Here is a 24,534-nt window from a genome sequence, read left to right on the forward strand (position 1 = left end):
GATATATGGCAGGGCGGACCTCGCTTAGCAGATCCGCTGGGCGTGCCGCGGCATTCTCAACCGATGCCGCCCATCGTCACTGACAGCTTGTCCAGCGCCTCGCGCACCGCTTCCTCGCTTGCTTCGGCGTAGACCTCCATCGTCATGGCGATCTGCGAGTGCCGGAGGATGCGCTGAGCCACCTTCGGATGGACCTTCAGGGCCACCAGGAGTGAGCTGCACGTGTGCCGGGTGTTCCGGAGCGGGATCAATCGAAGACCAGCACGGCGGGCCCTCAGTGCGAACATGCGAGTCAGGTTGCCCGGCTCGATCGGGGTTCCGTACTTCGTGGTGAAGATCAGCCCGCGACTGTCCTGCCAGACCTCCCCGGCAGCTTTCCGGTCGGCCGGTCTGCTGAGCACGGCGCAGCCGCAGCGCCTTGAGGCAGAGCGCCGGCAGAGGCAGGAAGTCGTCGGAGTCCTCGGTCTTGGTCTCACGGTGCAGGATCTGCCGCCCCGCACGCTGGATCTGGTGGTCGACGTACAGCTCTCCCCTCTCGAAGTCGACGGACTTCCACGTCAGGCCCAGGACCTCACCACGGCGGAGCCCGAGGCACAGCACGAGAACCCAGGCCGCGAAGAGGCGATCGTCCCGAGCGGCGGCATCGGCAAGGAACCGACCCGCCTCAGCAACGGACCACGGCTTGATCCGGCGACGACGAGGCTTGGGCACCTTCACGAACGACGCCACGTTCCTGCTGATCTCCTCTTCGGTGACCGCATGGGTGAGCGCGGCCCGCAGAGCGTCGCGGGAACCCTGGATCACTCGCCGGGACGGGTACGACTCGCAGCAGTCACCGACCGCGCAGCACTTCCGGCGGGGAGCTTCCCGTTTGGCGTCCTTCCCCTGCGCGCAGCACTGACAGACGGTCGCCAGCTTGGTCAGCCACTCGCGTACGTCCCGCACGGTCAGCTTGTCCAGCCGCTTCGAACCCAGGTGCGGGGCGATGTAGAGGCGCACGTACCCCTCGTACGAGACGTACGACAAGGGGGCGAGATTGGGCTTCACGATCGAGTCGAGCCAGTACGCGAGGAAGGCGGAGAGCGTCCGGTGACGGGTGGCGACCGGGCCCTTCTTCGCTTCCGCATGGAGCGCGAGCCACTTCTCGTGGACCTCTTCGCGGGTCTTGCCGTACGCGTACTTGCGAGCCCGCTTGCCGTCCGGCTTGGTCACCCAGACGTAGGCCGCGTACCCGTTCTTGTACGGGTAGATGGAGCCTTCGCCGTTGCCACGCTTGCCGCTCATGACGCCCACCTTTCGGCGTCGGCGGTGACCCGCTGGACGTACTCGTCCACCCAGGCCGGGAGGATGCGCCGGTTGCGGCCGACCTTCACGGAGCGGATCTCCCCGGTGAGCACCAGCATCTTGGTCTTGGACAGGCCGAAACCAAGCATGTCGGCGACCTCGGCAGTGGTGTGCCACTTCCGCTCGATCATGGTGGTCGTCATGCGGCCACTCCTTCCATGGCCAGTTGGTCGCGTAGGGCTTCACGGGCGGTTTCGCGGTTGTGCTGGAGGTCGCGGGCGATGGTGGCGGCGAGGGCGGATTCGCCGGGGGTGTGACCGTGTCCGGCGTACTGCCAGTCGGTGAGGACGAGGACGGTGTCCGGCTCGCGGTCCTCCAGGCCGAGGGCTTCGCGTTCCTGGGCAGCGCGGAAGTCGGCGCGGGCCTGGCGGAGTTCCCCGAGGGTGGTCGAGTACCGGCGGGACTTCGAGGAGAAGTGGCCCCGGAAGCCGAGCATGTGAGCCCACGCCCAGAGCCGCCGGTCCGGGTACAAGGGGTCGAGTTCCTTGCAAGCCTTGATGAGTCGGCGGGTGTGGTCGGGGACCTGGTGGCGGTCGAGTTCGGAGAGTTCGCCGATGCGGCGGTCGAGGGTTCCCGTGTTCTCGGCGGCCTTGGTGGCGTACTTGGCGACGTAGGAGGCCACGGCCTGTTCGGTGATGTCCGAGCCGTCACCGAAGGCCTTGACCGGGCGGACGTCGAGCTGTGTGCCCCACCGGAAGGTTCGGGCGGGCTGGTCGTCGGCGGCGGGCACGGAGACCGAGGTGTAGGAGTGCGCGGCAGCGGCGCGGATCGCGTCGGCGAGAAGGTCGACCGTTGCCCAGGACGGGGGCGGGGTGTCGGGACCCTCCGGTCCGTCCAGGCGGATCACCGCATGGAAGTGCAGTGCGCCGCGCTTCTGGAACTCGGCGACCTTGCCGTACGAGAGCCGGACGTGTTCGGCGAGTTCGCGGCGGGTGAGTCCGGCTCGGGCGGCGATCTCGCGGCGTAGGCGGGTGGTGAAGCGCTGCCACAGGTCGCCTGCGTGGTTGTTGAAGAGGACGGCAGCGGCGTAGTCGTACGTCTCCGGATCAAGGGCAGTGCCGAGTGCCTGATCGTCGGAGGGGTGGCGGGTGCCGCAGTGGCAGGTGCCTCGGTCGGGTCGGTTGTGGACCGGGCCGAAGGAGGGGGCGGTGAGGGTGGCGAAGACGCGGGGGTGTTCGCGGACGGTGGCGGGGATGTCGCGGCGGTCGTCTCCGGCCAGGCCCGCGCGGATGAGGTGGTAGGTGTCTCCGGCGTACGTCCAGGCGCAGGAGGGGCAGCGGGAGGCGCGGCGGTTGCCGCAGGCGAGGCGGAGGCGTCCGCCGGGCTCGTTCTCGGTTGAGTAGTGGTGCAGGGTCTCGCCGGTCGTCTTGTCCTTCGCGAGGGCCCAGCCGGTCAGGTGGATCGGATCGGAGCAGCCGCCGGTACGGCGGATCTGGTCCTGCCAGCGGTCGAAGTCGTCGGCCGAAGCCACCCTCAGCAGGTCGCCGAGGGTGATCGGGTCGAGCAGGATGTCAGGCACGGGCGCCCTCCCGGACGGGCGAGCGTCGGGTGGTGCCGGTGCCGGTGCCGTGGCAGGCCGGGCAGTTGGCGGTGATGGTCCGCAGGCGGCCGTGCCGGTCGCGTCCGCCGAGGGTGATGGCGGCGGAGGCGAAGCCGTTGCAGTTCGGGCAGATGCAGGACGGAGGTCGGGTGCGGGGGGTCATGCTGGGTGTTCCTTCCGGTTGCGAGATCGGAGAGGGGCACGGCTCCCGGGCGGCGGAGACTTGGCGGTTGAGGCCGCCTGGGGGCCGGTCAGTGGCGCTTTGCCTCGCTGGTGATGAGTGAGCGGATGACCAGGGCGCAGATGGCGACGGATGCACCGGTGATGGCGACCGCGAGGAGCATCGAGACGAGGACGGCGCCGACGACCAAGACCACGGCCGTGCCACCGCCGACGAGGGCGACGACGGCGCCGGGAGTGAGCTGGATGGTGGGCCGAGTCGGAGCCGGGGCCGACACTGCGGGGGCCGCCGGAGCGTGCCGGACCACTGCGGTCGGTTCGACGGCGGCGGGCGGCGTGACGAGGCCGGTGGGCTGGGGCATGGTCGGAACCTTGGGGTGGAACATGGTGGATCTCCCTTCGCTGGTGGTTACTTGACGGCGGTGTCGATGACCGGGGAGAGCAGGCTGTCGGCGAGGAGGTAGCCGCCGAGGAGGAGCACGGCCACGAGCCACCAGGGCGGGCGGATGAGCTTGATGCCGAGGTAGCCGATGGCGGCGAGGGCGAGCCAGAGCGGGACGTCCATGGCGATGGCCTCCTAGCGGACCTTGCAGCGGTGGGTGCGGGCCGCGAGCTGGGCGGCGGTCTGGCTCGTGAAGTCGGATGACCAGCCGCAGCGGTCGGCGGTGCACACGGCGGCGTGTTTGGTCTGACCGTGGCGGTCGCGGTGGGTGCCGATCTGCACCGGGCCGATCTGCATCAACGAGTGGAAGTGGTCGCGGGCAGGCATGTGGATCTCCTTCCTGATCAGGTGAGTTGGGCGGCGATGGCGTCGGCGAGCTGGCGCGGGACGCCAAGACGGGCTTGCAGGGTGTCGACGTCGATCCGGGACCCGGTTCGGGCTTGGTGGTCGTCGGCGACCTTGCGGGCGTGGTCGACCAGGGCGGCCGGGACAGCCGGAGCCGTCGGGGTCGGGTCGGCGGCGGGCAGGGCCGGGGTGTCTTCAGCCGCGGGGATCTCGGCAGGCTCCGGGTCCGGGGTGGAGGCCGCAGGTTCCGGGAGCTGCGGAGCGGACTCGGGGGCTGCGGGTGCCGGCGGATCCGGCACCCGGTCTTCGGCCGTGGCCGAGTGGGCGAGGAGCGTGCCGCCCATGAAGGCCAGCGCGGGCCAGGCGGCGACCAGGATGCGCAGCCAGTCCGGAACGTCGTTCAGGTTGAGCAGTCCGGCGGTGGCGACGTTGGCGCCGAGCGAGGCCACGAGCGCGATGAGGAACCAGGACCAGGCCAGCCGCGACGGGCCATCGGTACGCAGCCGACGCCACGCGGCGACCAGTAGCAGGTCAACGCTGATCGGGTAGGCCCAGGCCTTCCAGCCGTCCTGTCCGGCAGCGGCGGCCAAGTCGTGCAGGTGGGCGAAGGACAGTGCTCCGGCGATCACGGCTTGCACGAGGACGGCGTCCGGGCGGATCGAGCGGGGCATGACCTGTCACCTTCCTTCGGGTTCGTGACCGGGGTCGGTGACCTCGTCGGGCTCGGTGTCGCGGTAGTCGTCCATGACGTCCGGCGAGTTGTTCCAGGCGGACAGCAGGGCGGATTCCAGCGGGTCGACCGGGCCGGGAGGCGGGGTGCGCTTCGGGAACGGGACGACGGTCACGGGGACGACTCCGTTTCGGGCATGGAGGGGGTAGGGACCTGGCGCGACGCGATCGCGCCGACCGGTGGAGCGGGAGTGGTCAGGCGGTGGCGGGCGCTGTCTTGGACAGCGGCACGCGGGCCGAGGGTAGCGGGGCGACGGCGGGCCGGAAGGGCTCCAGGGCGGGCAGGTCCGGGGTGCGGTCGGCGTGCTTGTTGCAGATGTTCACGGCTTGGCGCAGCGAGGTGTGCGGGGCGCGGATGCGGGCCCAGCCTCCGGAGGAGTCGCCGGTGACGGCGATGCCGGGGGTCTCGGTGGGGATCTGGATGGCGGCGAGGACGGCGTCCGGGGCGATGTCGCTGAAGGCCATGTTCGCGGAGGCTTCGTCGTTGACGCGGTGGGCGGTGCGGCCGGTGAGCTGGGCGCGGAGCATGGTGATGCCCTTGCCGAGTTCGGAACCGAAGCGCTGTCCGCAGATCTCCAGGTAGATCCCAGAAGCACGGCCGAGCTGGGCGAGGCGGACCAGGGCGGTGATGATGCGGTCCCGGCGCTTCTCCTCGTCCTTGGTGGCGAACAGGGCGAGTTCGGCGACCTCGTCGACCATGACGACGACCGGGACCGGGCGCATGTCGGCGGGCAGGTCCCAGATGTCGGCGGCGATCTCCGCGTCAGGGACGTTGACGCTGATGCGCTGCTGGGCGCGGATGAGTTGGTAGACGTCCTGCATGTGGGAGACGAGTGCGTCGAGGAGTTCGAGGGCGGTGTCGGGGTTGTCGGCGAGGGCGGAGAAACGGCGGGCGAGCGGGAAGAGTTCGACGCCCTGCTTGCAGTCGATGCCGACCAGGGCGACGTCATGCTCGGCGAGTCCGGCGACCAGGTTGCGCTGATACACGGACTTGCCCGACTCGGTGGCGCCGAGCGTGAGCCCGTGCGGAACGGTTCGGTAGTCGCGGTAGTGGATCGCACCGTCTTCGCGCAGCGCGACCGGGATGCGCATCGGGGCGCGGTCGACCTTGGCGGGCATCTGTACCCGCTGGAGGACGTCATAGCCGGTCATCCTCAACTCGACGACGCCGGACCGCAGTTCACGCGAAGTGACGCCGTACATCCCGAAGGAGTGGCGCAGCCGATCGGTGGCGGCCGAGACATCGAAGGCGTCCTGTCCGGGGCGGAGCTTGAGCCGCAGCACCAGGCCGGTCCGGGTGGGACGCAGTCGCAGGATGCGCGGTGCGCGGGACTCGGGAACCGGTCGGTTGGCCACCCGGGCGAGGGCGAGACGCCAGCGCGAGGGCGGGACGGTCAGCCCGCAGGCATCCATGACGGAGGCGTAGCGGAAGGCGACCCGCAGCGTGGCGAGGGTGACGCCGAAGGTCAGCCAGTACCAGGCGGGGCGCCGCCACCGCAGAAGACCTGCGGCAGCGACGACCAGCACCAGAGCGACCGTGAAGGCGGTCATGATCAGGCCGCCTTGGCGTTCGAGGCAGCGGCGGCGAGGGAGGTGACAGCGACCGCACGGAACGCGATCCCGTGGCGCTTCTGCCCGTTGAACTCGTTCTCCCACGCCGAGGCGACCAGACCGGTCAGGGCGACCGGGGTGCCCATCGTCAGGTCCTCGGAGACGCCGGGCTGCGGAACGGTGAGCTTGAGGATCTCCACCTCCTCGGGCGTGGAGAACATGACCTCCACGGTCATCAGGGTCACGCCGTCCTTGTCGAGGGCGATCTCGCCGGTACGACGGTCCTTCACCTTGGGCTGCGGGGCCTTGGCGACCATCACGGTGGCGTTGGCGGTGTCGACGGGAATCTGACGCACAGCAGTTCACTCCTCTATAGGGGCTGGACTCCGTCACTCATGTATATGAGTGACAGGAAGAAGAGTGCCTGACTCCTATACATGAGTCAACCCGCCGCGAAGAAGAACTCACGACGGGCTGAGGGGAGTTGAGCGTGCGTCAGTCGGCGGCAGGGATCCGGTACTCGAAAACGAACTGGTCAGCGGCCATGAGCGTGTCGCAGACCTCGACGACACGGCCCTCGGTTGTACGCGCTTCCCGGACCAGGTGAACCACCGGGGCACCGGGGCTGAGCGCCAGCTCGGACGACTCCGCCTTGGAGGCCGGGCGCGCTTGCAGCGTCTCGACGAACTCCGTGAACTCGTGCCCGTGGTCTTCGAGTCGGGCGTAGATGCCACCGCCGCCGGGGTTCTCGGCGAACAGTTCGGGGATCTCCTTCACGACGTCCCAAGGGAGGTATGAGGACGCGGTTTCGACCGGGGTGCCGTTACGGAAGTAGAGACGCCGCCGGGCGAGCACCTGAGTGCCGGCGGGGACGCCCAACCGCCGGGCGGCATCCTCGGGAGCCTCCATCGGGCCGATGTAGAGGACGCTCACCTTGGCCGTGGCGCCGGACTGCGAGGACTCGGCGAGGTACGCGGCTTGGCCGCCCTGCCGGAGCGAGCGCCGGAAGCGATCGGAGGAGCGATGCCGTACGGGCGGCCGATCCTTCACGATCGAGCCCTTGCCGTGCCGGGTCTCGACGAGCCCGCTCGCGCGCACCTCGGCCATGGCCTTGCGGATCGTCCCGCCCGAGACGCCGTAGCGCTCGACGAGTTCGGACTCACTCGGCACCATGTCACCAGGCTTGAGGATGCCTGCCCGAATCTGCTGAACGATCTCTTCGGCGATCTGCACGTACCGAGGTACGGACCTCTCCCCTCCCACCGTTGTTTCCATAGTCCTTCTCTTCCTCCTATGCTCCTGTACATGAGTCAATCACAGGAAGCAACGTCGCCACCGCTGCACTCCGTATCTGTAGCCGGAGTAGTGGTGCGCGAAGATGGCCGCCTCCTGGCGATCCGCCGCGCCGACAACGGCACTTGGGAGCTCCCGGGCGGCGTACTCGAACTCAGCGAGGCCCCAGAGACGGGCGTAGCCCGCGAGGTCTTCGAGGAGACGGGTATCCACGTCGAGGTGGACGAGCTGACCGGGGTCTACAAGAACACGACCCGGGGGATCGTTGCCCTGGTCTTCCGCTGCAAGCCGTCAGGCGGCATGGAGCGCACGTCGAGCGAGTCGACCGCGGTTGCGTGGCTCACGCCTGATGAAGTGTCGGAGTGCATGGCGGAGGTCTACTCGATCCGGCTCTTGGATGCCCTGGACGGCAACGGCCCTCACGTGCGGAGCCACGACGGCAAGCGCCTCATCCCAGCGGGATAGAACTTTCCCTACTTCATCAAGGCGGCTCGCTCCGCTCCCCGCGCGCGCGGCCCGGCCCCCGGCCGGGCCTGCGCTCCTGTCTCCGCCCCGCTCCAGCCCGGCCGGCGCCCGTGCCGCGCGCAGAGCAATCAGCCGCCAGAGGCGAGAGAAGGAGTACGTCGTGGCTGGGGCGGTCGGCTCCACGGCTTTACGGAGCCACTTTGGCGCGAGCCTCGAAGATCATGGCCCCAACGTCGTGCTTTACCGGGCAGGTCCACAGACTGCCCGACGCGCCGGAAGCTTACGGGGCCATGATCACTCACGCCAAAGCAGCGCCACCCCAAAGCCGCTCCACCGACCTATTTTCCTGTCGGCAGCCGCCTGGCTTGCTCCGAACCGTACGCTATCGCTCTCAGCCCAACGCCTCGCTAGGCTCTTACCTCAGAGGACATAGCCCAGATGGCCATCCGAAGCTTCGACGTACAAAACCTCCGAGGCCTTCGCCGCGCGGCGGCAGATAATCTACCAAACCTTGTAGCAATCGCAGGACCCAACGGATCCGGAAAATCCAGCCTTCTGGAGCAGCTTAAAAGCCAAGCACAATTCCTCGAAGCCAGCACCGAATTGCTCTATGTCGGTCCGCACCGCACATGGCGATCTTCACAGCTGAATGAAGTTGCCGTAGTAAGCCTGAACACGACCTACGAAAATATCCTCAAGCAAGACACCATGCCGAGCATTCAATACCCTTTCGCTAACCTGCATCAATTCGCTGGGTTGTCCCGAAAGGGGACAGGCGGTGATGATGCACAGGCTTTCGTTAAGTCATCAATTCTACGCATTCGCAACAAACAGCAAACCCTTCTCGGGAGGCAGTTCAAAGAGCAAGGTGGAAAAATTGACCCTGATACTGTTCCAGACCTTTTTGGGCCGTTTGCCGAACTAGTTTCCACCCTTCTCCCTCACTTGGAGTGGGTCGGCATCAACGATGCAAACCTCAATGACATGCGATGCGAATTCCGCAGCACTGGAATTGCTGCAGATGGCCGCACATTCGATATTGACGAAATGTCATCCGGCGAGAAGGCTGCCATCTCCCTATTCTTGCCGTTTATCGAGCGGCAGGTCGCTCAGCTTTCAGGAGAGTCTGCTCAACTCCCACCTACTGGCGTAGTCCCTCTCACCGTACTGCTTGATGAGCCTGAACTGCACCTACACCCTCTTCTCTAAATTAACGTATTGGAGTACATGCGAACACTCGCCCGAGAAGAGCGCGCACAATTCATCTTCACCGTTCACTCACCCTCACTTCTGGATGCCTTGACCAAAGATGAACTTTTTCTTCTGAGCCCGGCAGACTTGGCAGCCGATAATCAATTGAGTCGGCTTGTGGATAGCACGGAACGCCTTGAGGCCGTTCGTTCCATTACCGGCTCCACTCACATGCTTACTCGATGCAAGCCCATTGTCTTTATCGAAGGTGAACCAGACGATGGAGCTAAAGCCACTGACGAGCGGCTTATTAGACTGCTTCTTCCTGAAACTTCTCACTGGGCACTGGTGCCCAGTAAGGGAAAGAGCCAAGTCATCAAGTCTACCAGTGAGATGCGCCACTCAGAGCTCCACTTGCCGGGAATTCCTGTCTTCGGATTGGTGGACGATGACCAAGGCGGCGTGCCTCTTCCTGACTTTGTGGTCGCATGGCCAGTCACCATGGTGGAGAACCTTCTTCTTGACGCAGAAGCTCTCTATGAGGTAATTAAACCCTACGTAGAAATGGTTGGCTTGCGATCAAGTTCTGATGTCCAATCTTCTTTGCTGCATGTTGCGACGCGGCAGGTGGAAGAAGAGAAGCGTCTTCGTCTCAAGGAAGTTCTCCCGCGCGAAACCCTGACAATTGACACCAGTGACCTCTCTGTCGCTCAAGGCCATATCCAAGAATCTGCAGCTCGTTTTCTCGCAAAGATCACAAATATTGATCTGCGTAGCCTTGCAGAGAAAATTGATGTCAAGGTACAAGAAATCGTTGAAAGGGGTGAGCAGCTAGAACGTTTCCATGGCAAAAAGCTACTCCGCACCTGGTATGATATTTATTTTTCCAAAGTTGGAATTGGCTGGAATCCATTTCTGATTGAAGTTTCTCGCTACGCGTCGGGCGGATCACGAATCAATCGACTTGGCACCCCTGCAATCAATCGTATCCGTCTCTATTTTCCTCCCGCCCTTACTGAACTCCTAGGTGACTGTCCAGAAGGAGAGGCACGGGACATATTGATCTCGGAGTGTCTTCAGGAACGTGAAAATTGGGAAAAAGGATCTCCTGCTGACGCGGGACGCGATGCGCTCAGGCAACGCATCATTCAATACACCCGAGAACACCCCATCGAAGAAGGGACCAGGAATCAGTTGCTGCAGACCGCAACGGGCATTGGAACTCCATAGTTGGCCACTCATAGCCGTAGATACTGCGTCGAAAACATTGCAGCGCTGAATTACAACCGCGATTGGGTCAGTCTGCACGGGCGCCAGCATAATGCCACTCTGTGCACTTCGCGCTCAACGGATCGGCATAATTACGTGCGCATGCTCCAACGAGGCTAACGTCATACTGTGGGTCGCTATAATGAATTGACACCCGTCTTCGACGCGATCATTCATCCAGGAAATGAATTCCTCGGTGAGGGACCGGTCAAGCCCGACTTCCGGCTCATCCAGAAGGTACAGCACACCCGGCTTGGGACTCATCCCTTCCAACCTAGTGCGAAAGACTTCCCCAGCGCTGAGTCGCGGGTTGCGGCTCTCTCGGAGACTCAGGTAGGACGAGTACCAAACATCCTGTGGTCTCGGGCAATGGTGGAAAGCGATCTCCAGCGCAGCAGAGAGCCGTCGGCTCAGAGGACGGTAGTCGGACGTTCTGCGTGCTCTGTCTCCCTGTAAAGTGTGCGAGAGAGCTTCAAGTACAACGCTTTTACCCACCCCATTAGGGCCGGCCAGAATGGTGATTCCAGGCGCAATGGTGATGCCCTCACGCATGTGCCCGACCATGGGGATAGTCAGCACGCGATCGGTGCCCGGCTCTAGGACGTAGTCGGTCATGTCGTCTGGGAGGAAGCGCTCCGGCGTCAGGCGCTCTACATCCAAGCGCACGGCTCGCAAGAAGCCACCTCCGGTGTATTCGGGGTCTGGCTCGGTGAGCTCATTGCTGGAGCCGGACGCTACAGGGCCACTCAGTTGACGAGCGGCCTGGGCGAGGTCTGTGTCGAGCTCCCGCAAGGTCGTTTCGATCGCCTCAGAGAGACCCAGGCTGTTGCCAGATGATGCCGTTGCGGTGGCTTCTAGGCGCACGAGTTCTTGGGCAAATCGCGTGATCCGTTTCGCCCACTCAGAAAGCAACTGCGAGGTCTGATCACTGGCTTCCGCCCACGTCAACACCTGTGGCCCGGGTCGATACGACCACGACGGCTCTGCGGGAATCTCGCGAGACACCTCCTGTCCTCGGTTCGCGCGCAGAGTCGCGATATGGGCGCGCATCTGTTCGCAAGTCATAACTAGTGCCCAGGCGAGGCTTTGGTTCTGGGCTCTGAGATCTGTTAGGTGATGCTGGGCTTCTCGGAGCTGTTGGGACAGATCCACCATCTCGCGCATGGTGGCGACGATGTCCGTGGTCTGGCTCGAATCGGTTCGTTCGTCGTTGGCGAGGACCCGTTCCCACAGAGGTCGTGCTGTCGTGAGCAATTGCTGATTCTCGACTGCGGTCGCTGTGATCACGTCTGCGACGGCATCGACAAACTCCCAGTTGAGGCCCTCTCCAGCGAGCCTCGTGTAGGTCGCAGTACGTCCAGGCGGCGATTGTCCAGAGAAGTGATCCGGTGTGAAACGGCTGATCACCGCGCTGACCGATAGCTCTCGATCGTCCAGCCACTTGCGGATTAGGGTGGCGAGCTCGTTTTCTTCCTCGGATCCCCGCAGTGGTCCCCAGCGTCTCCGGGCTCCCCTACCCATGGCCACGCTGCTCCTCTCTCTTAGGCGTTTCCGGAGCCATCCTGCCGTGCCGACTGGTCGTCCGGGGCCGTCCGGCGAACGAGACGGACATCTGGCCCAACTCGGTTCCGCCGCGTCAATGTTGTCGGCATCGCAGTCATCCGAGCACGAGTCAATAACGTTGCAGTTGGCTGAGGTGGCCTGCGTACAGGGACTGGGGGTGCTCTGCCCGCCAGGTTCACATCTGATCCGAAGGACGTCCATGTCTGAACCAAGCACCCATCAGGGATCTCAGCAGCCGCCGTCGACAGCCATTCCGCCTGCCCTACTTCCTCTGCTGGCCCTGAGCTTCGTCCTACTCGTCCTCATCTTGGGCAGCGGGCTGGTGTATGTGACCTACACACATCCGTCCATTGCGGTACCTCTGACCGTCGCTACTGCTGGCGTCACTCTGGTGTTCACCATCGCTGGCATCCTCGTCACTCTCCTTGCGGCCCATCGGCAGTAATGCCGGATCAAGGCAGACGCGTGATCCGTCCAGTCCGGCTGTGGCGACCTCCCGGCGGACACTCCGGACGGACACGTACGGACGGTCCGCTCATTTAAGGCGAGCGATAGTGGTTGCTGTACGGCAGCGGAGTACAGCAACCACCAAGACCGCAGGCATGACCTTGCAGTTCGGGACGAAGAAGCCATCACTCAAGGTCTCATCGCCACGCTCCCGCCGGCACCGCTTGCTTTGGTCGACGACATGGCAGCGCGGCTGAGGCCGGTGGGGTCAGCAAGGCATACGCGTGCGTGATCGGGCGACGCGCCCGCCGTCGTGGCTGACTATCGTCGATGGACGCTCAGACGCTCCAAGGCCCAGCCTCCGCGCGCGCTCCGGAGCGGAGATGCCGTGCCATTCGCGTGCCAGATCCTGCGGGGAACTACGGGGAACAGCGGGGACCGGCCACGGTGCGGCCAAGGCCCGACATCGCCCCGACCGCAGGTCAGCGCAGTAGCAACCCCCAGGAGACCCGAGCTTCCCAAGCTGAGAGTGCGAAGGACATACAAGTCCTGTTCCGAACCCCCGGCTCTGGCTACCGTTGAATCCTCAGGCCCAGCTCACCTCAGGAGCACTCGTGTCCATCGTGAAGCACACCTACGACGCGACGCTGCACAGCAAGGGCACGGTGGGAAGGCGAGGCGGCTGTTCGTGGCATGGCGAGAAGGACTGTGCGGAACAGCCGACCAGCAGCTATGAGACACCGAACGGGATGATGGCAGCATGCCCCCGCGCCGAGCGTCAGATTGAGGATCGGTACGGGTACCCGGCAAGTCGTGAGCACTAGCGTCGCCAGGCTCAGCAAGTGCAGGGCCGCGTGCCACGTCGTGCCAGATACAGCGGCCACCTAGGGTCAATGGCGGTGCCGGGCGGGCAAGTTCGCAGTAGTCAGGCCATGCGACAACCCGCAGGTCACTCGTGCTACGTCTCAGTCTCCCTCCTACATGGTGCTCCGGCGTTCATCGGGCCCACAGCCGTTGGAACTCCTCGGCTGTTATGGACTCCAGTTGGTCTTCCTTGGGATCGAGCGCCTGGTCCGTCAGGAAGCCGTGTTCGTCCTCCAGGTGCTCCCAGCTGTATCGGTAGAGCGCACCGTCCGGCGCGAACTCGGCCTGCTTTACGACAGTCAACTCGCTGCCGTCGGGCACAGCCTCGAAGTACCACAAGCCGCCTTCCTCGTCGGTATGCCGGAAGTGATGCCGCAGGGTGGCTTCCTCATCGAGTGCTCGGAAGTACGCCACGGTCTCTGCCTTGATGCGCGCGAGGTCAACCACGTGCGCATGGTGCCAGCAGGCGCACTCCAGCCGCACCCTCCTGACATCACCAGGTGACATCAACAGCGGTGGACGGCAGCGAGCCAAGTCACCTGCGGTGCTCACTCTCTACACCGCTCAGGGACGAGGGCGTGAAGCCGGCGGCCTGGTCGAGGTGGAAGGCGGAGCCCGGAACCGTCGGAGTCCAACCCTCACGCTGGGCAAGCCGAACAGCCGCAGCAACACCGGACGGCAGTACAGACTCAGCCGGGCGCCCTATCCAGTTGCTCGGATGCGGCTGATCGGTGGTGACCACGAGCGTCATGCCCGGGGTGTCCGCATGCTCGACTGCGAACGTGCACGGCGACCAGGCCAGCCCCTGGAAGTAGGTCGGTCTGCCTCGCGGCCGCCAGCGGTAGGCCGTGCCGTCGACAACGATCCGTCGCGATCCCTTGCGGACCAGTGCCATCACTCCCCCTTCAACAGCGAAGATGCTAGCGATCGCGGCCCCACCGTCCGTCTCAGTTTCCGTCTCATTCAGTGCCGTTCACGGCCGTTCAGGCGAGACCCGGGGCCGTCCCAGCGCTGACAGCCAACCGCCCATGAACGCGGGTGAACGCACCTGCACAGAGCCCAAACCCCCACCAACACAGTTGGAAAGCGTGTTGGTAGAGATCGGATTGCTGTGTGCTACCCAGCCAGCAAGTCAACATGGTGGGCTGGTGCAGTGGAAGCCATCATCGCCAGTGCCATAGCCGTCCTTGGGACCCTACTTGGCTCCGGCATCACCCTGCTGTTTCAGCAACGCGCAGTAGACAAGAGCCACGACTTCGCACAGAAGGAAAGGCTGAGGCAGGAGCGTCTGGACGCATATTCTGCCTATGCCGGTGCACTGATCAACTACCGCCGCTGCCTGGTGCACTTGTGGTTCTGCTTACACGAGCAGACGCCTCCAGAGGACGCCGAGGAAGTGCGGGCCCGATCCTACGATCTTCGCACTCGCGCTCAGGAGGCCATGCTGCGCGTCGTGCTGCTCACTGATGACGAGTCTCTCAGCGAAGCAGCAAGAGCCATCCTTGACGACGTCGCAAGCCTGTACAAGGCGGATAACCGAGCGGAGTTCGACCACCGGAGGAGTTACACCGGGAACAGTATCGGCCGCTTGATCGGCATCTCCAAGCGACACCTCTGAGATCCGAATCAGAGCAATGGCACAGTCGCCGCGGCCATTCCCCTTCGCGCCGCACCACGAGCGCACCAGATCGAGCGGGGAACTACGGGGAAAGGGGCCGATCCCGATGAGGCCGCGCTTCGTCCAGACGCCCAGGCCAGCCCCCGAACCGCCACCAATGCCCGCAGCTTCCCAAGCTGAGAGTTCCGCCCCTCAGTAGGGCCGCTGAATCTGGTGCTCTTCCAACGCCGTGGAGTAGCGGTTCAGCAGTGCGTCGAGATGCTCCAGTAGAAGGCCGGCGGACTGCCCCGCGTCAGCCAGGTCGCCACGTTCGCAGGCCTCCGCCAACTCGGCCACGTCGCTGCGAAGGATGTGAAGTGAGTCGCCCTGGACCAGCACACCGGGGAAGCGGCGACCGGGCAGGCGAACCACAGCATCGTTCCCGCCGTCAGTGAACAGCTCTGCCTCAACACGCTCCATCGGGCCATCCAACCTGACATCACCAGCTGACATCAACGACGGGGTACACAGGCGGCCTTGGGCAGTCCTGCATGGCGCAGCCGCACCCGCAGAAGGGCTCCATGGAGACGGCTCGATCGAACTCCTAAAGCGGTTGTCACAGGCTCTAATCGTGCGGGGAGCACCGGAAGGGAGGCCACCTACCGGGCTTGATAGGTGACCTCTGGTCTTGGCCAGTGTGAGAAGAGCGTCGGCTTGTCGGATGGGTGACACGGTAGCTTCGCCCGCAGAAGGCAAGGGCGCACAAGGGGGCGCACGGTCACATAGGAGGCGCATATTCCGAAAAATGCAGCCCCCACCGGACGCCGTCTGACTGATCAGTGGGTTCTATCCGAAAGGCGCATGTGTACAGGGTTTTTGCGGCCTTTGATTCTTGCGATGCTGAATCGCTTCAGGGTGGCGTCAAATGTAGCCGATCAATCCGCTTGGGCCGGCAGCAGGGTGCATATCTGCATGCGCCCTCTGTGCACCCAGCAAGCAGTTTTCGGCATATGCCTTGGGGTAATTATTCCTTCGAGAAGCATGAGGAGCGTTTGGATAAACTGGGGGCACAATGGCCATGTCATCTCGCAGGCGGGAGACATTCATATTGGCGACCATAACTCTGGCCTCGTGTATTGGATCTCTGGGGATCACGCTCGCGCTCACATGGCTTCCCTTTATCCAATCGGCTGAGACCGGAAATGCCGGGCAGGCTTATGGGGCAGCCGCAGCCGCCACGTCGGTCGTGGTACTCGTTTATATCGCTCGCACATTTCAACAGCAGGGCGAAGAAGCTCGTATGCATCGCGAGGTACTCGAATCCCAGACATCGGAACTGTGCATGCAGCGCGAAATGGTAGAGAGCCAGCACAAGACCGTGCAGCGATCCGCCGAGGCGGCTGTTCGCGCTCGCCACATAAAGCTGCTGGAAATGGCGATCAACGATCCTGCGCTGATGCACTGTTGGTCGGGCTACGGACCCAACATCTCCGACGACCGCAGGAAGCAGTATCTCTACTGCAACTTGATAATTTCCCACCAGTGCATGTGTTATGAACTGGGGTACTACACCGACGAAGAAGTCGTGAACTCTCTCCGCGGAATTTTTAACAACGAAGTAATGCGCGGCTTCTGGCAAGCGACCCAGGTCGCACGAGACCAAATAGCTCAGCATGGCGGCACGATGCACAAGTTCTATGACCTGGCGGAACTTGCGCACTCACATCGACTGAACAATTACGGTGGACATCAGTAGGTGCTGGGCCACCTGGATCGCATGCCCGAAGAGCCTCAGGCTGGCGGAGTCCAACCTGCGCTGATTAGGACCTCTCGCGGAACCACCACGAGGTCCTCGCCAACGCCTACGCCGGAGCCAACGGGAATCGTGCTCCGAAGTTCAGGTGAGGCTGTACGGCCGATGAAGGCTACGTCACCCGTGGACAGTGAAAACACTCCCGGGCACGTCGAGTCATCGATACAGCTTCCCATTGGGATGTCCAGTCGTTTCAGAATTCGCATAATTGTGCCATCCTTCTCTCAGAGAAGGGGCACCCTCCTTTCCGCGCGCAGAGAAAGCGCTAGATTATTAACAGCCTGACGGAATCCCCTAATCCGCCGACGATTTATCCCACATCGCGAGACGAGAGGTGAGTCAATAAGTCGATTCGACTATACGAGTCTATCGATAGGTAGTCTGACCTTCACTCCGCCCCCACCCTGCGATCAATTATCCGGAACTGAATTTCTGACACAGCGACACGGACTGGATCACGACGAGGGTGCGAGACAGTGTCTTCCAGTTCACCCTGCGGTTCGCTCGCCCTCGGTGCCGTCCTGCGCCTCTCTGCTACTGGCCACCCGGGTCGGCCAGTAGTCGGCCCCTATGGCACACGAACAGCCCGGGCCCCGTCTCAGTTTCCGCCTCATTCAGCTACGTTCACGGCCGTTCAGCCGAGTTCCGCCAGAGTGACAATGCCGTCCCCTGCTCCATCAGGAACCCAGGTGAACGGCCGTGAGCGCACCCCTCACCCCCACCAACAGACTTGGAAGGCGTAGGGGCCGGGCGGATCCGAGGCGGACACGCCGGTGAGGACGTCAGACCCCAATGACAGTGTGTGCGGCATGGAGACACCCACTGCCCCTGACAGCGGGGATGAGGAGCATGCCGTCATCGCACACTTCAGGCTTGCCAGTGACGGTTTCGGCGATGTCGACCAGCGCGAGCAGATCTACGAAGCTGAACAGGCGATGGAGGCAGCGACCGAGAAGGCAGGCGTCGGGGAGGTCGACGGGAACGAGTTCGGAGGAGGCGAAGCCGTCGTGTACGCCTACGGACCCGATGCCGATGCTCTGTTCGAGGTCCTGGAGCCGACTCTGCGCAGTCTGCCGTTCCGGCCTGCACACGTCGTTCTCCGGCGGGGTGACGCCACGACACGTGTTGATCTGTAGGTTTCCCGCGTTAGGGCGACGAACGCACCACTAGCACACCAGATATGGCGGGAAGCAGCGGGGAACCACGGTGAAAGCAGCCAAGCCCCACGAGGCCACACCGCAGGCTTTCGCCCAGGTCGGCGCCCGAACCAGCCCCAAATAGCCGCAGCTCCCCAAGCTGAGGGCGCCGCACTGTCGTCAGGGGCCGGTTGTCGTGGCTTGCTCTGGTCGACGGTCCCAGCAGCGTGGTTGAGGCTGGTGGGGGTACAGCGAGGCATACGCGCGCAGAGTCCGTCGGCTAACCCGCCATCGTGGCGTGCTGTCGTCGGCTGAGGATCAGATCGAACAGTGTTTGGCAGCTTCATCAGCGAAAGCGCAGAGCATCCCGATGAACTCCCGGTACTCGTCGGGGTCTTTGGGGTCCTCGCGTGCCTTGCTGGCCGGCCCGTCGATCCACTGCTGCCAGAGTCCGCCCGGGACGAGGAACCGGGCCGTGCGGTCGGTACCGAGCTTGGCGTCGAGCAACAAGAGCGCACCAAGGGCATCCGTCTGGTCGTAGTAGAGGTCAAGGCGAGGCAGGTAGCGATCGAGGTAAGCAACCAGGAGGTCAGCGTCGGCAGAGGTGCCGAAGGCGGCCAGAGCGACGCAGTACGCCTGCCCCGCGAAGGGCCCCGCGCTGGCGAGCAGGAGTTCGCCGAGACGTTCCCGGAACTCGGTTCTGCCGGCAACGGCGACGAGCCAGGCGGCCGTTCCCCTCTCGCGCCATCCTCGGTCGAGCAGCACGCCCAGTTCACGAGGACTGATCTCACCGGCAGCCTTGCCCAGCTTCCGCATGAACTTGGCTCGGTCGCGCCCACTCATACCGCGAAGTGCGCCGCCGAGCTTGAGATACCGACGGTCGCGCGTGACATAGCGGCGAGTCAACTTGAGTATCTCGTACTCATCACGGGTCCAGCGCATGCCAGCATCCTTGTACGGACGAAGCTGTCAGACCAGCAATCCCGCCGCTCAGGCGTTTCAGCCCCGCGCGTCTCTCCGTCTCAGTTTCCGTCTCGTTCAACCCAGTTCACGGCCGTTCAGGAAGGACCGCACGCAGGGCTCGTCGCGCGGTCCAACCGCCCATGAACCCAGCTGAACGCCCCTGTACGGGGCCCCCGGTGACACCACCACAGTTGGAAAGCGTGTTGGTGAGGGAAGTCTTCTTGGCATGGACGCATGGGGGACGCTTCTGGCAACCATTACCGGCGCGGCGATCGCTCTGCTGGGACAGCACCTGAACAAACGCAGTGAGGCACGCGCCAAGACTGTCGAGCTGCTGATGGATGCCTGCGCCCAAATCGCGGCTTCGAGCGGAGATTTCCTCAACCGCGTCTGGGAAGAGCAGGTACTGAACCTTGAGGGCCGCGTGATCGAGTGGGATCTGGCAAGTCATCGTCTGGCATCCGCACGGCTGCAGATCCTGTCCCACGATGCTGGGCTGTTGGCCGCGCTACGCGAGGTCAATGACGCTGGTCAGGCTCTGGGAGCCTACTGGCGACGGGGTGACACGGAAGAGCCCGAGTACCGAGCCCGGCGAGACCGATGCCGTGCAGCCATGCACTCGTTTATTGAGCAGAGCAGCCGTGTGATCGGCAAGCGCCTGGAGCGCCCCTGACGGACCGCTGCACCACAACCGCACCAGTCAGGGCGGGGAACAGCGGGGAATCACGGGACACTCAGGTGTCGCCGAGGACGCCGCAACTCGGCCGTTCGCCGAGGTCAGCGCCCAAACCGGCCACGAATGATCGCGGCTTCCCAAGCTGAGAGCGCGACTGCGCTTGTGGGTTGGCCAGCGTCAGCTTTCCCAGTGCTCCTCGCCGCCAGGCCCGACGGTGACAGGGGTGATGCCGCGTCCGATCAAGTTCCATGACTCAAACTGAGGGTCGGGGTCAACACGCAAGCCGGCACCGTCGCGAAAGTCGATGGTCAGGGTGCCACGGCCTTGGACGTCAACGGCTGTGATCAACTGCCCGAAGAGATCGAGCACCGGGGCAAGATGTATGCCCGTCCCCGGCTTCAGTCCGCGCCATTCGCCGCCTGCATCGCGGAGCAGAAACGGTGTCTCCACGATCAACTCCGCATCCACACTGCGCCCCTCGCCCTCAACGGACGTCCGCAAGCTGAGCCGCACCTGGTGATCGAACGCCGTGCGCTCCACGACAGACCCAATCAGGGACGTGGGCACCTTCACTCCGCCTCCCGGGCGACAGCGCCCAGTTCGGCCAGCCGCTGACTGGCATACGCCTTCAGATCGTTTTTGATGGCCATGACGTCTTCGACGGGTATCCGTATCGGTGCGCAGTACTGTGCGTCGCACGAGTGCGGGAAGGTACCGTCAATCAGCGAGATGCCGCTGAGGACCACGCCGCCGTCATCGTCGATCTCTGTGCACAGGACCGGGTGGAAGGAACAGTCCTCGTAGATGTCTCCCACCCGGATCCCGGCAGGGTTGCGTGGGTCCGTCGCGTTGTCCATGCGACCCAACATGCCACGGAAGATCGAATGGCGCCGCTGCGATTCCGGTGGCTGCCGTGTCGCTTTCCGTCTCATTCAGCCGCGTTCACCGTCGTTCAGGCGGGACCCGACCCACGGTCCGTCTCGCCAATGCCGCTGTAGCGAACCCAGGTGCACGCCCCCGCGGACCGCCCAACGCTCCACCAACAGACTTGGACAGCGTGTCGGCGGTGCAGAGCTTCGGCAGGTGTCTGGTCGTGGCGGACCCAGTTGGGTCTGCCGGACGCTGGTGCATGCCACCAGCGTGATGCCGTCCTGGTCGAGGAACAGCATGAAGACCCACGGTCTGTCGGCAGTCGCGGCTTCTCGGTTCCCTTCCTCTCAACAGTGAGATTCGGGAGGCGCCAGGCGACCACCGCGGCTGGTCGCTACGCGGAGCGCGTCCCGCAAGGCTCCAGTCAGCTTCGTCGTCAGAAGCCGCAGCTCCTCCGTCTCCGTATCCCTGTCCTTGAGTAGCTTTTGAGCCTGCTCCAGCAGTTCAGCAGCCATCCCGAGTTGGACCGCTTCCATGTTGTCCGCCAGGCGGGACATGTAGCCGTCGCTGTCGTCCGTGCTGAGGTAGCAGGGCTTGCCATCTGGCCCCGACCACGGGAGAAGCCTCAACTCGTTTTGGGCTTTCATCCTTGCGTCCCGCTTTCGTCGATCACGTGGTGGGTGGTGAATACCGCGTCGGCACGGTCCCCGGGGAACACCAGGAGCGCGGCCTCGACCACGCGCTCGGTGATGTCTGCCGTCACGCGTGTAATGGCGAGAACCGCCAAGGTCGAACTGATCCGAAGGGCCGAGACTTCGTCCGGTGTCGGGAGGCGAACGCTGACGGTCTCCCGGACTTTGGCGGATGGAGGGCGCAGCACTGTGAATCTCGCCGCGGTCTCCTCGCCAGTAGGCAACTCGCCGAGCGCGTCGGCCGGCACCAGGTCGCGGGGGACGTAGATACGAGCCAGGCTGTGTGGCGACTCCCCCTCATGGCTGAGGCAGAGGAACTCGGTCAGTGGACTGCTGGTCGGCACCTTCAGCAGAGCCGTCAGATGTCCGCGCGCCTGGATCTTGGCGGTTCGGACAGTGACGCGGAGAGGTGCCTCAGCCGCGGTCCGGGTATCCAGCGTGCCCCGTCCGCCGACGTACGTGATTTTGCGGAGGGGGTGGCGAACGAAGTTCCCCTTCCCGTGGATCTTTTCGACGAGGCCTTCCCTTTGAAGCACTGCGAGAGCACTCCGCAGTGTCGGCGTGCTCACCACGTATTGAGCGGCTAACTGGGCCTCAGAGGGCAGGCGTTCGCCAGCCTTGATCCGACCGGTGGCGATCTGGTTCCGGAGGTCATCGGCAATGCCGTGTCGGCGAGAAGGCATGGTCTGGATCACCGCCCTCTCAGGACACGCATGGCGACGAGACGGGTCCGTGTGTGCATGGTCAGGAGTTCGCCGGACTCGAACAGAAGTTGCTTGGCGCCGTGGGGTAGTTGGACGAGGTCGGTCACCCGGCAGGGTTGGCCGCCTACCTGGATGACGTCGCCGCACTGCACGCTGGTCGAGGTGATCTCGACAGTGGAAGCCGACGCGCCCCTGGGTGCCCATCCGCTCACCGCGCCACCTCCGCAGACGGGTCCCGATTCACGGCCGTGTGACAGGCGCAATCACATGCTTCGTAGATCACCGGAACGACGGCCGACGCCGCAGCCGGGGAGGACTCCGTGCATGCGTGATGCGTACCGATCCGGCACGAGCCCGACCGGTAGGAGACGGCCTCCACACGCGTGACGCGAGGCTGCTGGTGAAGAGGCATCAGCGAGCTCCCACCGTGTCGAACCAGGTGTCAGCAGGGAGCGGGTGAGGCCCTGCCGTCGAGAGCTGTCGCGTGCGTTCCTCGCTGGCCAGTACATACGGACGGACGAGCGCCGTCTCCTCAGCCACGAGAACGTCCGCGCGTTCTCGATGCTGTCCCAGGAACGGCATTGGCTCGTCGGACAATCCTGGGGGAGTGGCCATCGGCCGGGCGGACGTTAAGGGGCGGCGATGCCTGCCCTTGCGAAGGTACCGCTCGTTGGTGTGCGAGACGGCACGACGGATACGGTTGAGCACGCTGCTCAGCTCCGATCGCTGGTAGCGGGTCCCCCGACATCGCCCGTCGCGGGGACCCTTTTGCGTACGACCGCCCAGAGGGTGCGGCCGTTCAAGTTGGTGGCGATGAGCCCGAATCGATCGGCCTCAGCCACCACCTCCAGGACCTCCCGCCATGACTCGGCGGAGAGCGTTTCCGGCACCTCCGCTTCGATCGACGTGCAGTGGCCGTGCTCCTCCACACGTGTGGTGAGCCCGGCGGCGGATAACCGTCCGCGCGTACCTCCGAAGCAGGCACAGGGCAGCCTCCGTCACCAGTGATCACTTTGAGTAAAGCTAGTTAACTAGATTAGAGCTAGTGGACTAGATTTTCTACATGCCTGAGCAACCGCCCTATCTCCGCATCGCCGACGAACTCCGGCGGCGGATCTCGGAGCACGAGTGGACACCGGGAGACCGGCTCCCCTCCCGCGCCCAGATTGGCCAGGAGTACGGCGTGGGCGAGAACGTGGTGCGCCGAGCACAGGAGCTGCTGATCTCCCAAGGTGTGCTGGAGGGGCGTGCCGGTTCTGGCACCTACGTCGCTGAGCCCCGGCGGCGTGTACGGGTTGTTCGTTCGTCGGCGCGCGAGCAGCCCGAGGGCTCTCCGTTTCGCGCGGACATGAAGGCGGTGGGCAGGCAGGGTGACTGGGAAAGCCGGACCGACGCCAAAGTGCCGGCGCCTGCGGAGATCGCGGCGCGTCTCGGTATTCCCGAGGGCGACCTATGCGTCCGTACCGCGTACGAGTTCCTCGCCGACGGCAAGCCGGTGCAACTGTCGACGAGTTGGGAGCCGTATGACCTCACCGGCGGCACTCTCGTCGTCCTCCCCGAGGGTGGGCCACATGCCGGGGCAGGTGTCGTAAACCGTATGGCCGAGATCGACGTCACCGTCAGCCACACCGTGGAGCAGCCGGAGCCACGGCAAGCGACCGCCGAGGAGGCGTCACTTCTCGGCATCCAGAAAACCTCGCTGGTCACGCACATTCGCCGGACGTACTACAGCGACGAGGGGCGGCCCGTGGAGACGGCGGACATTGTGGTGCCCGCGGCTCTCTGCGAGATCGTCTACGAGGTCCCGATCGGTCGTTAGTCGGCAGCACCTGAAGCGCCAAAAGGGGCGATCGCCAGGTCGAGGCGCTGAGTGTCTATCTGCGTGACAACGCCAACGCACAGCGGCGGACAACCGCGCATACCTACGGACCATCACAGCAGGTGAGAGACACACCAGCCCAAGGTCGAGCCCTCACCCAGGTTGCTTCGGGACGAAGAAGTCATGGCCTCAAGGTCTCATCACCACGCCTCCCGTCGCGGCTTGCTCTGGCGGACGACAGCGGTCTGCACGGCTGAGGCCCGGTAGTGGTTCCTGTGGCACACGCGCGCCTGATCGTTCGGCGCACCCGCCATCGTGGCTGACTTTCGTTGGCTGAGGAACAGACGAACCTGACGGCGCTGTCCTCACTGGTGGAGGGTGACCGATGAGCGTGACTCGGTCATTGAAACTCCACCGACCTCGAATCTTGGTTCACGCTGTTCTATTAAGGAAAGAATGGATCGCTGACACCAAACCGTCCACGAACTCTAGTGTGCCAGTTACATCCTCAATTTTGATGTCGTTCTGATCATACGGCGGAACTGGGCTGATATCAGATTCATGGGCAATCGCGTTTCGACGTGCCACGATCAGCTTAAGCTCCTGCTTAAGATCCTTTACTGGGCGACCCATTGTTTGGGCGACTTCATTCCACAATTCGCCATCACTGACAAGGCGAATCGCGTCTGCTATCTTATCGGGAGCCTGGAACGAGAGAAACGAATGGCGCGACCGGACAATCTCGTCAAGCCACGCCAAGCCCCCTTCGTCTCTAAACCTCAAGACCGCTGAAAGCGGAACTTGAAACCTAAGCATCGCACTTGGAGCGCTATCATCGCTGAAGTGCTGCAGGAGTCTTACGCGGACTTCCTCATGTACATATCTGTCCAAGGCGCTAACGGCCTGAACGAGTGACCCTCGCAGCAAATCATCAACTTGTAGGGCACTCGTTACCTGCGCACTCAAGGCTGTTGCAGTACCCGAAGTATGCCGAGCTGCCCGCATGTGTCTAAGAAACTCATCATACGCAGCGCTTGGCAC

31 protein-coding genes and 1 pseudogene are annotated in these 24,534 nt (G+C 63.9%); 9 read left to right on the plus strand and 23 right to left on the minus strand.

Annotated features, from left to right (window positions below):
• Positions 1 to 56 precede the first annotated feature (56 nt).
• From ACN20J_RS25935 to ACN20J_RS25990, 12 genes and pseudogenes are all read right to left on the minus strand, one after another.
• Positions 57 to 1,284, minus strand: a pseudogene (locus tag ACN20J_RS25935) (site-specific integrase).
• Positions 1,281 to 1,487, minus strand: coding sequence for an excisionase family DNA-binding protein (locus tag ACN20J_RS25940; protein WP_419666897.1), 207 nt, complete (start codon positions 1,485 to 1,487; stop codon positions 1,281 to 1,283). The pseudogene ACN20J_RS25935 and the gene ACN20J_RS25940 overlap by 4 nt, the downstream one beginning before the upstream one ends.
• Complete coding sequence (gene repSA / locus ACN20J_RS25945) at positions 1,484 to 2,863, minus strand: replication initiator protein RepSA (RefSeq protein ID WP_419666898.1); 1,380 nt, start codon at positions 2,861 to 2,863, stop codon at positions 1,484 to 1,486. The genes ACN20J_RS25940 and repSA overlap by 4 nt, the downstream gene beginning before the upstream one ends.
• Positions 2,856 to 3,047, minus strand: coding sequence for a hypothetical protein (locus tag ACN20J_RS25950; RefSeq protein ID WP_419666899.1), 192 nt, complete (start codon positions 3,045 to 3,047; stop codon positions 2,856 to 2,858). The genes repSA and ACN20J_RS25950 overlap by 8 nt, the downstream gene beginning before the upstream one ends.
• 88 nt (positions 3,048 to 3,135) lie before the next feature.
• Complete coding sequence (locus ACN20J_RS25955; RefSeq protein ID WP_419666900.1) at positions 3,136 to 3,450, minus strand: SpdD-like protein; 315 nt, start codon at positions 3,448 to 3,450, stop codon at positions 3,136 to 3,138.
• 23 nt (positions 3,451 to 3,473) lie between these two features.
• Entirely contained in the window at positions 3,474 to 3,629 is a 156-nt protein-coding gene (locus ACN20J_RS25960) for a hypothetical protein (RefSeq protein ID WP_419666901.1), read from the minus strand.
• A gap of 12 nt (positions 3,630 to 3,641) precedes the next feature.
• Entirely contained in the window at positions 3,642 to 3,833 is a 192-nt protein-coding gene (locus ACN20J_RS25965) for a mobile element transfer protein (protein WP_200396913.1), read from the minus strand.
• A 17-nt stretch (positions 3,834 to 3,850) separates the two neighbouring features.
• Positions 3,851 to 4,522: a DUF2637 domain-containing protein gene (locus tag ACN20J_RS25970; protein WP_419666902.1), complete on the minus strand. Its 672-nt coding sequence runs from the start codon at positions 4,520 to 4,522 to the stop codon at positions 3,851 to 3,853.
• Between the two features lie 6 nt (positions 4,523 to 4,528).
• Positions 4,529 to 4,696 (minus strand): hypothetical protein, encoded by a 168-nt coding sequence (locus tag ACN20J_RS25975; protein ID WP_419666903.1) that lies wholly within the window; start codon positions 4,694 to 4,696, stop codon positions 4,529 to 4,531.
• A gap of 79 nt (positions 4,697 to 4,775) precedes the next feature.
• Positions 4,776 to 6,131 carry an FtsK/SpoIIIE domain-containing protein gene (locus ACN20J_RS25980; RefSeq protein ID WP_419666904.1) on the minus strand — a complete coding sequence of 452 codons (1,356 nt, stop codon included), beginning with the start codon at positions 6,129 to 6,131 and terminating at the stop codon, positions 4,776 to 4,778.
• Between the two features lie 2 nt (positions 6,132 to 6,133).
• Positions 6,134 to 6,487, minus strand: a complete 354-nt coding sequence (locus tag ACN20J_RS25985; RefSeq protein WP_200396910.1) for a hypothetical protein — start codon at positions 6,485 to 6,487, stop codon at positions 6,134 to 6,136.
• A 139-nt stretch (positions 6,488 to 6,626) separates the two neighbouring features.
• Positions 6,627 to 7,406, minus strand: coding sequence for a GntR family transcriptional regulator (locus tag ACN20J_RS25990; protein WP_419666905.1), 780 nt, complete (start codon positions 7,404 to 7,406; stop codon positions 6,627 to 6,629).
• Positions 7,407 to 7,424: 18 nt separating this feature from the next.
• Here ACN20J_RS25990 and ACN20J_RS25995 point away from each other — a divergent pair, with 18 nt between their 5' ends.
• From ACN20J_RS25995 to ACN20J_RS26005, 3 genes are all read left to right on the plus strand, one after another.
• A complete protein-coding gene (locus ACN20J_RS25995; protein WP_266500074.1) occupies positions 7,425 to 7,889 on the plus strand; it encodes an NUDIX hydrolase in 465 nt (154 codons plus the stop codon).
• A gap of 438 nt (positions 7,890 to 8,327) precedes the next feature.
• A complete protein-coding gene (locus ACN20J_RS26000) occupies positions 8,328 to 9,098 on the plus strand; it encodes an AAA family ATPase (RefSeq protein WP_419666906.1) in 771 nt (256 codons plus the stop codon).
• Between the two features lie 18 nt (positions 9,099 to 9,116).
• Positions 9,117 to 10,310 (plus strand): hypothetical protein, encoded by a 1,194-nt coding sequence (locus ACN20J_RS26005; RefSeq protein WP_419666907.1) that lies wholly within the window; start codon positions 9,117 to 9,119, stop codon positions 10,308 to 10,310.
• A 114-nt stretch (positions 10,311 to 10,424) separates the two neighbouring features.
• On the opposite strand, the gene ACN20J_RS26010 is transcribed toward ACN20J_RS26005, so the two are convergent.
• Complete coding sequence (locus tag ACN20J_RS26010; protein ID WP_359718204.1) at positions 10,425 to 11,636, minus strand: AAA family ATPase; 1,212 nt, start codon at positions 11,634 to 11,636, stop codon at positions 10,425 to 10,427.
• 1,337 nt (positions 11,637 to 12,973) lie between these two features.
• Between ACN20J_RS26010 and ACN20J_RS26015 the strand changes: the two genes are divergently transcribed.
• Positions 12,974 to 13,183, plus strand: coding sequence for a hypothetical protein (locus ACN20J_RS26015; RefSeq protein ID WP_419666908.1), 210 nt, complete (start codon positions 12,974 to 12,976; stop codon positions 13,181 to 13,183).
• Between the two features lie 172 nt (positions 13,184 to 13,355).
• Here the strand turns inward: ACN20J_RS26015 and ACN20J_RS26020 are convergent, their stop codons facing one another.
• Entirely contained in the window at positions 13,356 to 13,670 is a 315-nt protein-coding gene (locus tag ACN20J_RS26020; RefSeq protein WP_419666909.1) for a hypothetical protein, read from the minus strand.
• Between the two features lie 706 nt (positions 13,671 to 14,376).
• Here ACN20J_RS26020 and ACN20J_RS26025 point away from each other — a divergent pair.
• Positions 14,377 to 14,841, plus strand: a complete 465-nt coding sequence (locus ACN20J_RS26025) for a hypothetical protein (RefSeq protein ID WP_419666910.1) — start codon at positions 14,377 to 14,379, stop codon at positions 14,839 to 14,841.
• Positions 14,842 to 15,033: 192 nt separating this feature from the next.
• On the opposite strand, the gene ACN20J_RS26030 is transcribed toward ACN20J_RS26025, so the two are convergent.
• On the minus strand, positions 15,034 to 15,333 hold the full coding sequence (locus ACN20J_RS26030; protein ID WP_419666911.1) for a DUF6959 family protein: 300 nt from the start codon (positions 15,331 to 15,333) through the stop codon (positions 15,034 to 15,036).
• 595 nt (positions 15,334 to 15,928) lie between these two features.
• Between ACN20J_RS26030 and ACN20J_RS26035 the strand changes: the two genes are divergently transcribed.
• Positions 15,929 to 16,576, plus strand: a complete 648-nt coding sequence (locus tag ACN20J_RS26035) for a DUF6082 family protein (RefSeq protein ID WP_419666912.1) — start codon at positions 15,929 to 15,931, stop codon at positions 16,574 to 16,576.
• An 866-nt stretch (positions 16,577 to 17,442) separates the two neighbouring features.
• On the plus strand, positions 17,443 to 17,769 hold the full coding sequence (locus tag ACN20J_RS26040; RefSeq protein ID WP_419666913.1) for a hypothetical protein: 327 nt from the start codon (positions 17,443 to 17,445) through the stop codon (positions 17,767 to 17,769).
• 318 nt (positions 17,770 to 18,087) lie between these two features.
• Here the strand turns inward: ACN20J_RS26040 and ACN20J_RS26045 are convergent, their stop codons facing one another.
• Complete coding sequence (locus ACN20J_RS26045) at positions 18,088 to 18,711, minus strand: DUF6000 family protein (RefSeq protein WP_419666914.1); 624 nt, start codon at positions 18,709 to 18,711, stop codon at positions 18,088 to 18,090.
• A gap of 247 nt (positions 18,712 to 18,958) precedes the next feature.
• Here ACN20J_RS26045 and ACN20J_RS26050 point away from each other — a divergent pair, with 247 nt between their 5' ends.
• Positions 18,959 to 19,405: a hypothetical protein gene (locus ACN20J_RS26050; RefSeq protein ID WP_405568494.1), complete on the plus strand. Its 447-nt coding sequence runs from the start codon at positions 18,959 to 18,961 to the stop codon at positions 19,403 to 19,405.
• Positions 19,406 to 19,585: 180 nt separating this feature from the next.
• On the opposite strand, the gene ACN20J_RS26055 is transcribed toward ACN20J_RS26050, so the two are convergent.
• The 6 genes from ACN20J_RS26055 to ACN20J_RS26080 all read right to left on the minus strand — a co-directional run bounded on the left by ACN20J_RS26055 (position 19,586) and on the right by ACN20J_RS26080 (position 22,666).
• Positions 19,586 to 19,981 (minus strand): DUF6188 family protein, encoded by a 396-nt coding sequence (locus tag ACN20J_RS26055; RefSeq protein ID WP_419666915.1) that lies wholly within the window; start codon positions 19,979 to 19,981, stop codon positions 19,586 to 19,588.
• Complete coding sequence (locus ACN20J_RS26060; protein ID WP_419666916.1) at positions 19,978 to 20,265, minus strand: hypothetical protein; 288 nt, start codon at positions 20,263 to 20,265, stop codon at positions 19,978 to 19,980. Before ACN20J_RS26060 ends, ACN20J_RS26055 begins: the two co-directional genes overlap by 4 nt.
• A 360-nt stretch (positions 20,266 to 20,625) precedes the next feature.
• Positions 20,626 to 20,925, minus strand: coding sequence for a hypothetical protein (locus tag ACN20J_RS26065; RefSeq protein WP_419666917.1), 300 nt, complete (start codon positions 20,923 to 20,925; stop codon positions 20,626 to 20,628).
• Positions 20,922 to 21,653, minus strand: coding sequence for a GntR family transcriptional regulator (locus tag ACN20J_RS26070; RefSeq protein ID WP_419668951.1), 732 nt, complete (start codon positions 21,651 to 21,653; stop codon positions 20,922 to 20,924). Before ACN20J_RS26070 ends, ACN20J_RS26065 begins: the two co-directional genes overlap by 4 nt.
• An 8-nt stretch (positions 21,654 to 21,661) precedes the next feature.
• Positions 21,662 to 21,886, minus strand: coding sequence for a hypothetical protein (locus ACN20J_RS26075; protein ID WP_419666918.1), 225 nt, complete (start codon positions 21,884 to 21,886; stop codon positions 21,662 to 21,664).
• A 501-nt stretch (positions 21,887 to 22,387) separates the two neighbouring features.
• The gene (locus ACN20J_RS26080) at positions 22,388 to 22,666 is read right to left on the minus strand and encodes a hypothetical protein (protein WP_419668952.1); all 279 of its coding nucleotides are present in this window, start codon (positions 22,664 to 22,666) and stop codon (positions 22,388 to 22,390) included.
• 71 nt (positions 22,667 to 22,737) lie between these two features.
• On the opposite strand from ACN20J_RS26080, the gene ACN20J_RS26085 reads away from it, so the two are divergent.
• Entirely contained in the window at positions 22,738 to 23,493 is a 756-nt protein-coding gene (locus ACN20J_RS26085; RefSeq protein ID WP_419666919.1) for a GntR family transcriptional regulator, read from the plus strand.
• 432 nt (positions 23,494 to 23,925) lie between these two features.
• Here ACN20J_RS26085 and ACN20J_RS26090 read toward each other — a convergent pair whose 3' ends face one another.
• Positions 23,926 to 24,498: a HEPN domain-containing protein gene (locus tag ACN20J_RS26090; protein WP_419668953.1), complete on the minus strand. Its 573-nt coding sequence runs from the start codon at positions 24,496 to 24,498 to the stop codon at positions 23,926 to 23,928.
• Positions 24,499 to 24,534: the final 36 nt, after the last annotated feature.

Source organism: Streptomyces sp. 2-1 (genome assembly GCF_048564895.1).
In the GTDB taxonomy this organism is placed as follows: Bacteria; Actinomycetota; Actinomycetes; order Streptomycetales; family Streptomycetaceae; genus Streptomyces; species Streptomyces phaeochromogenes.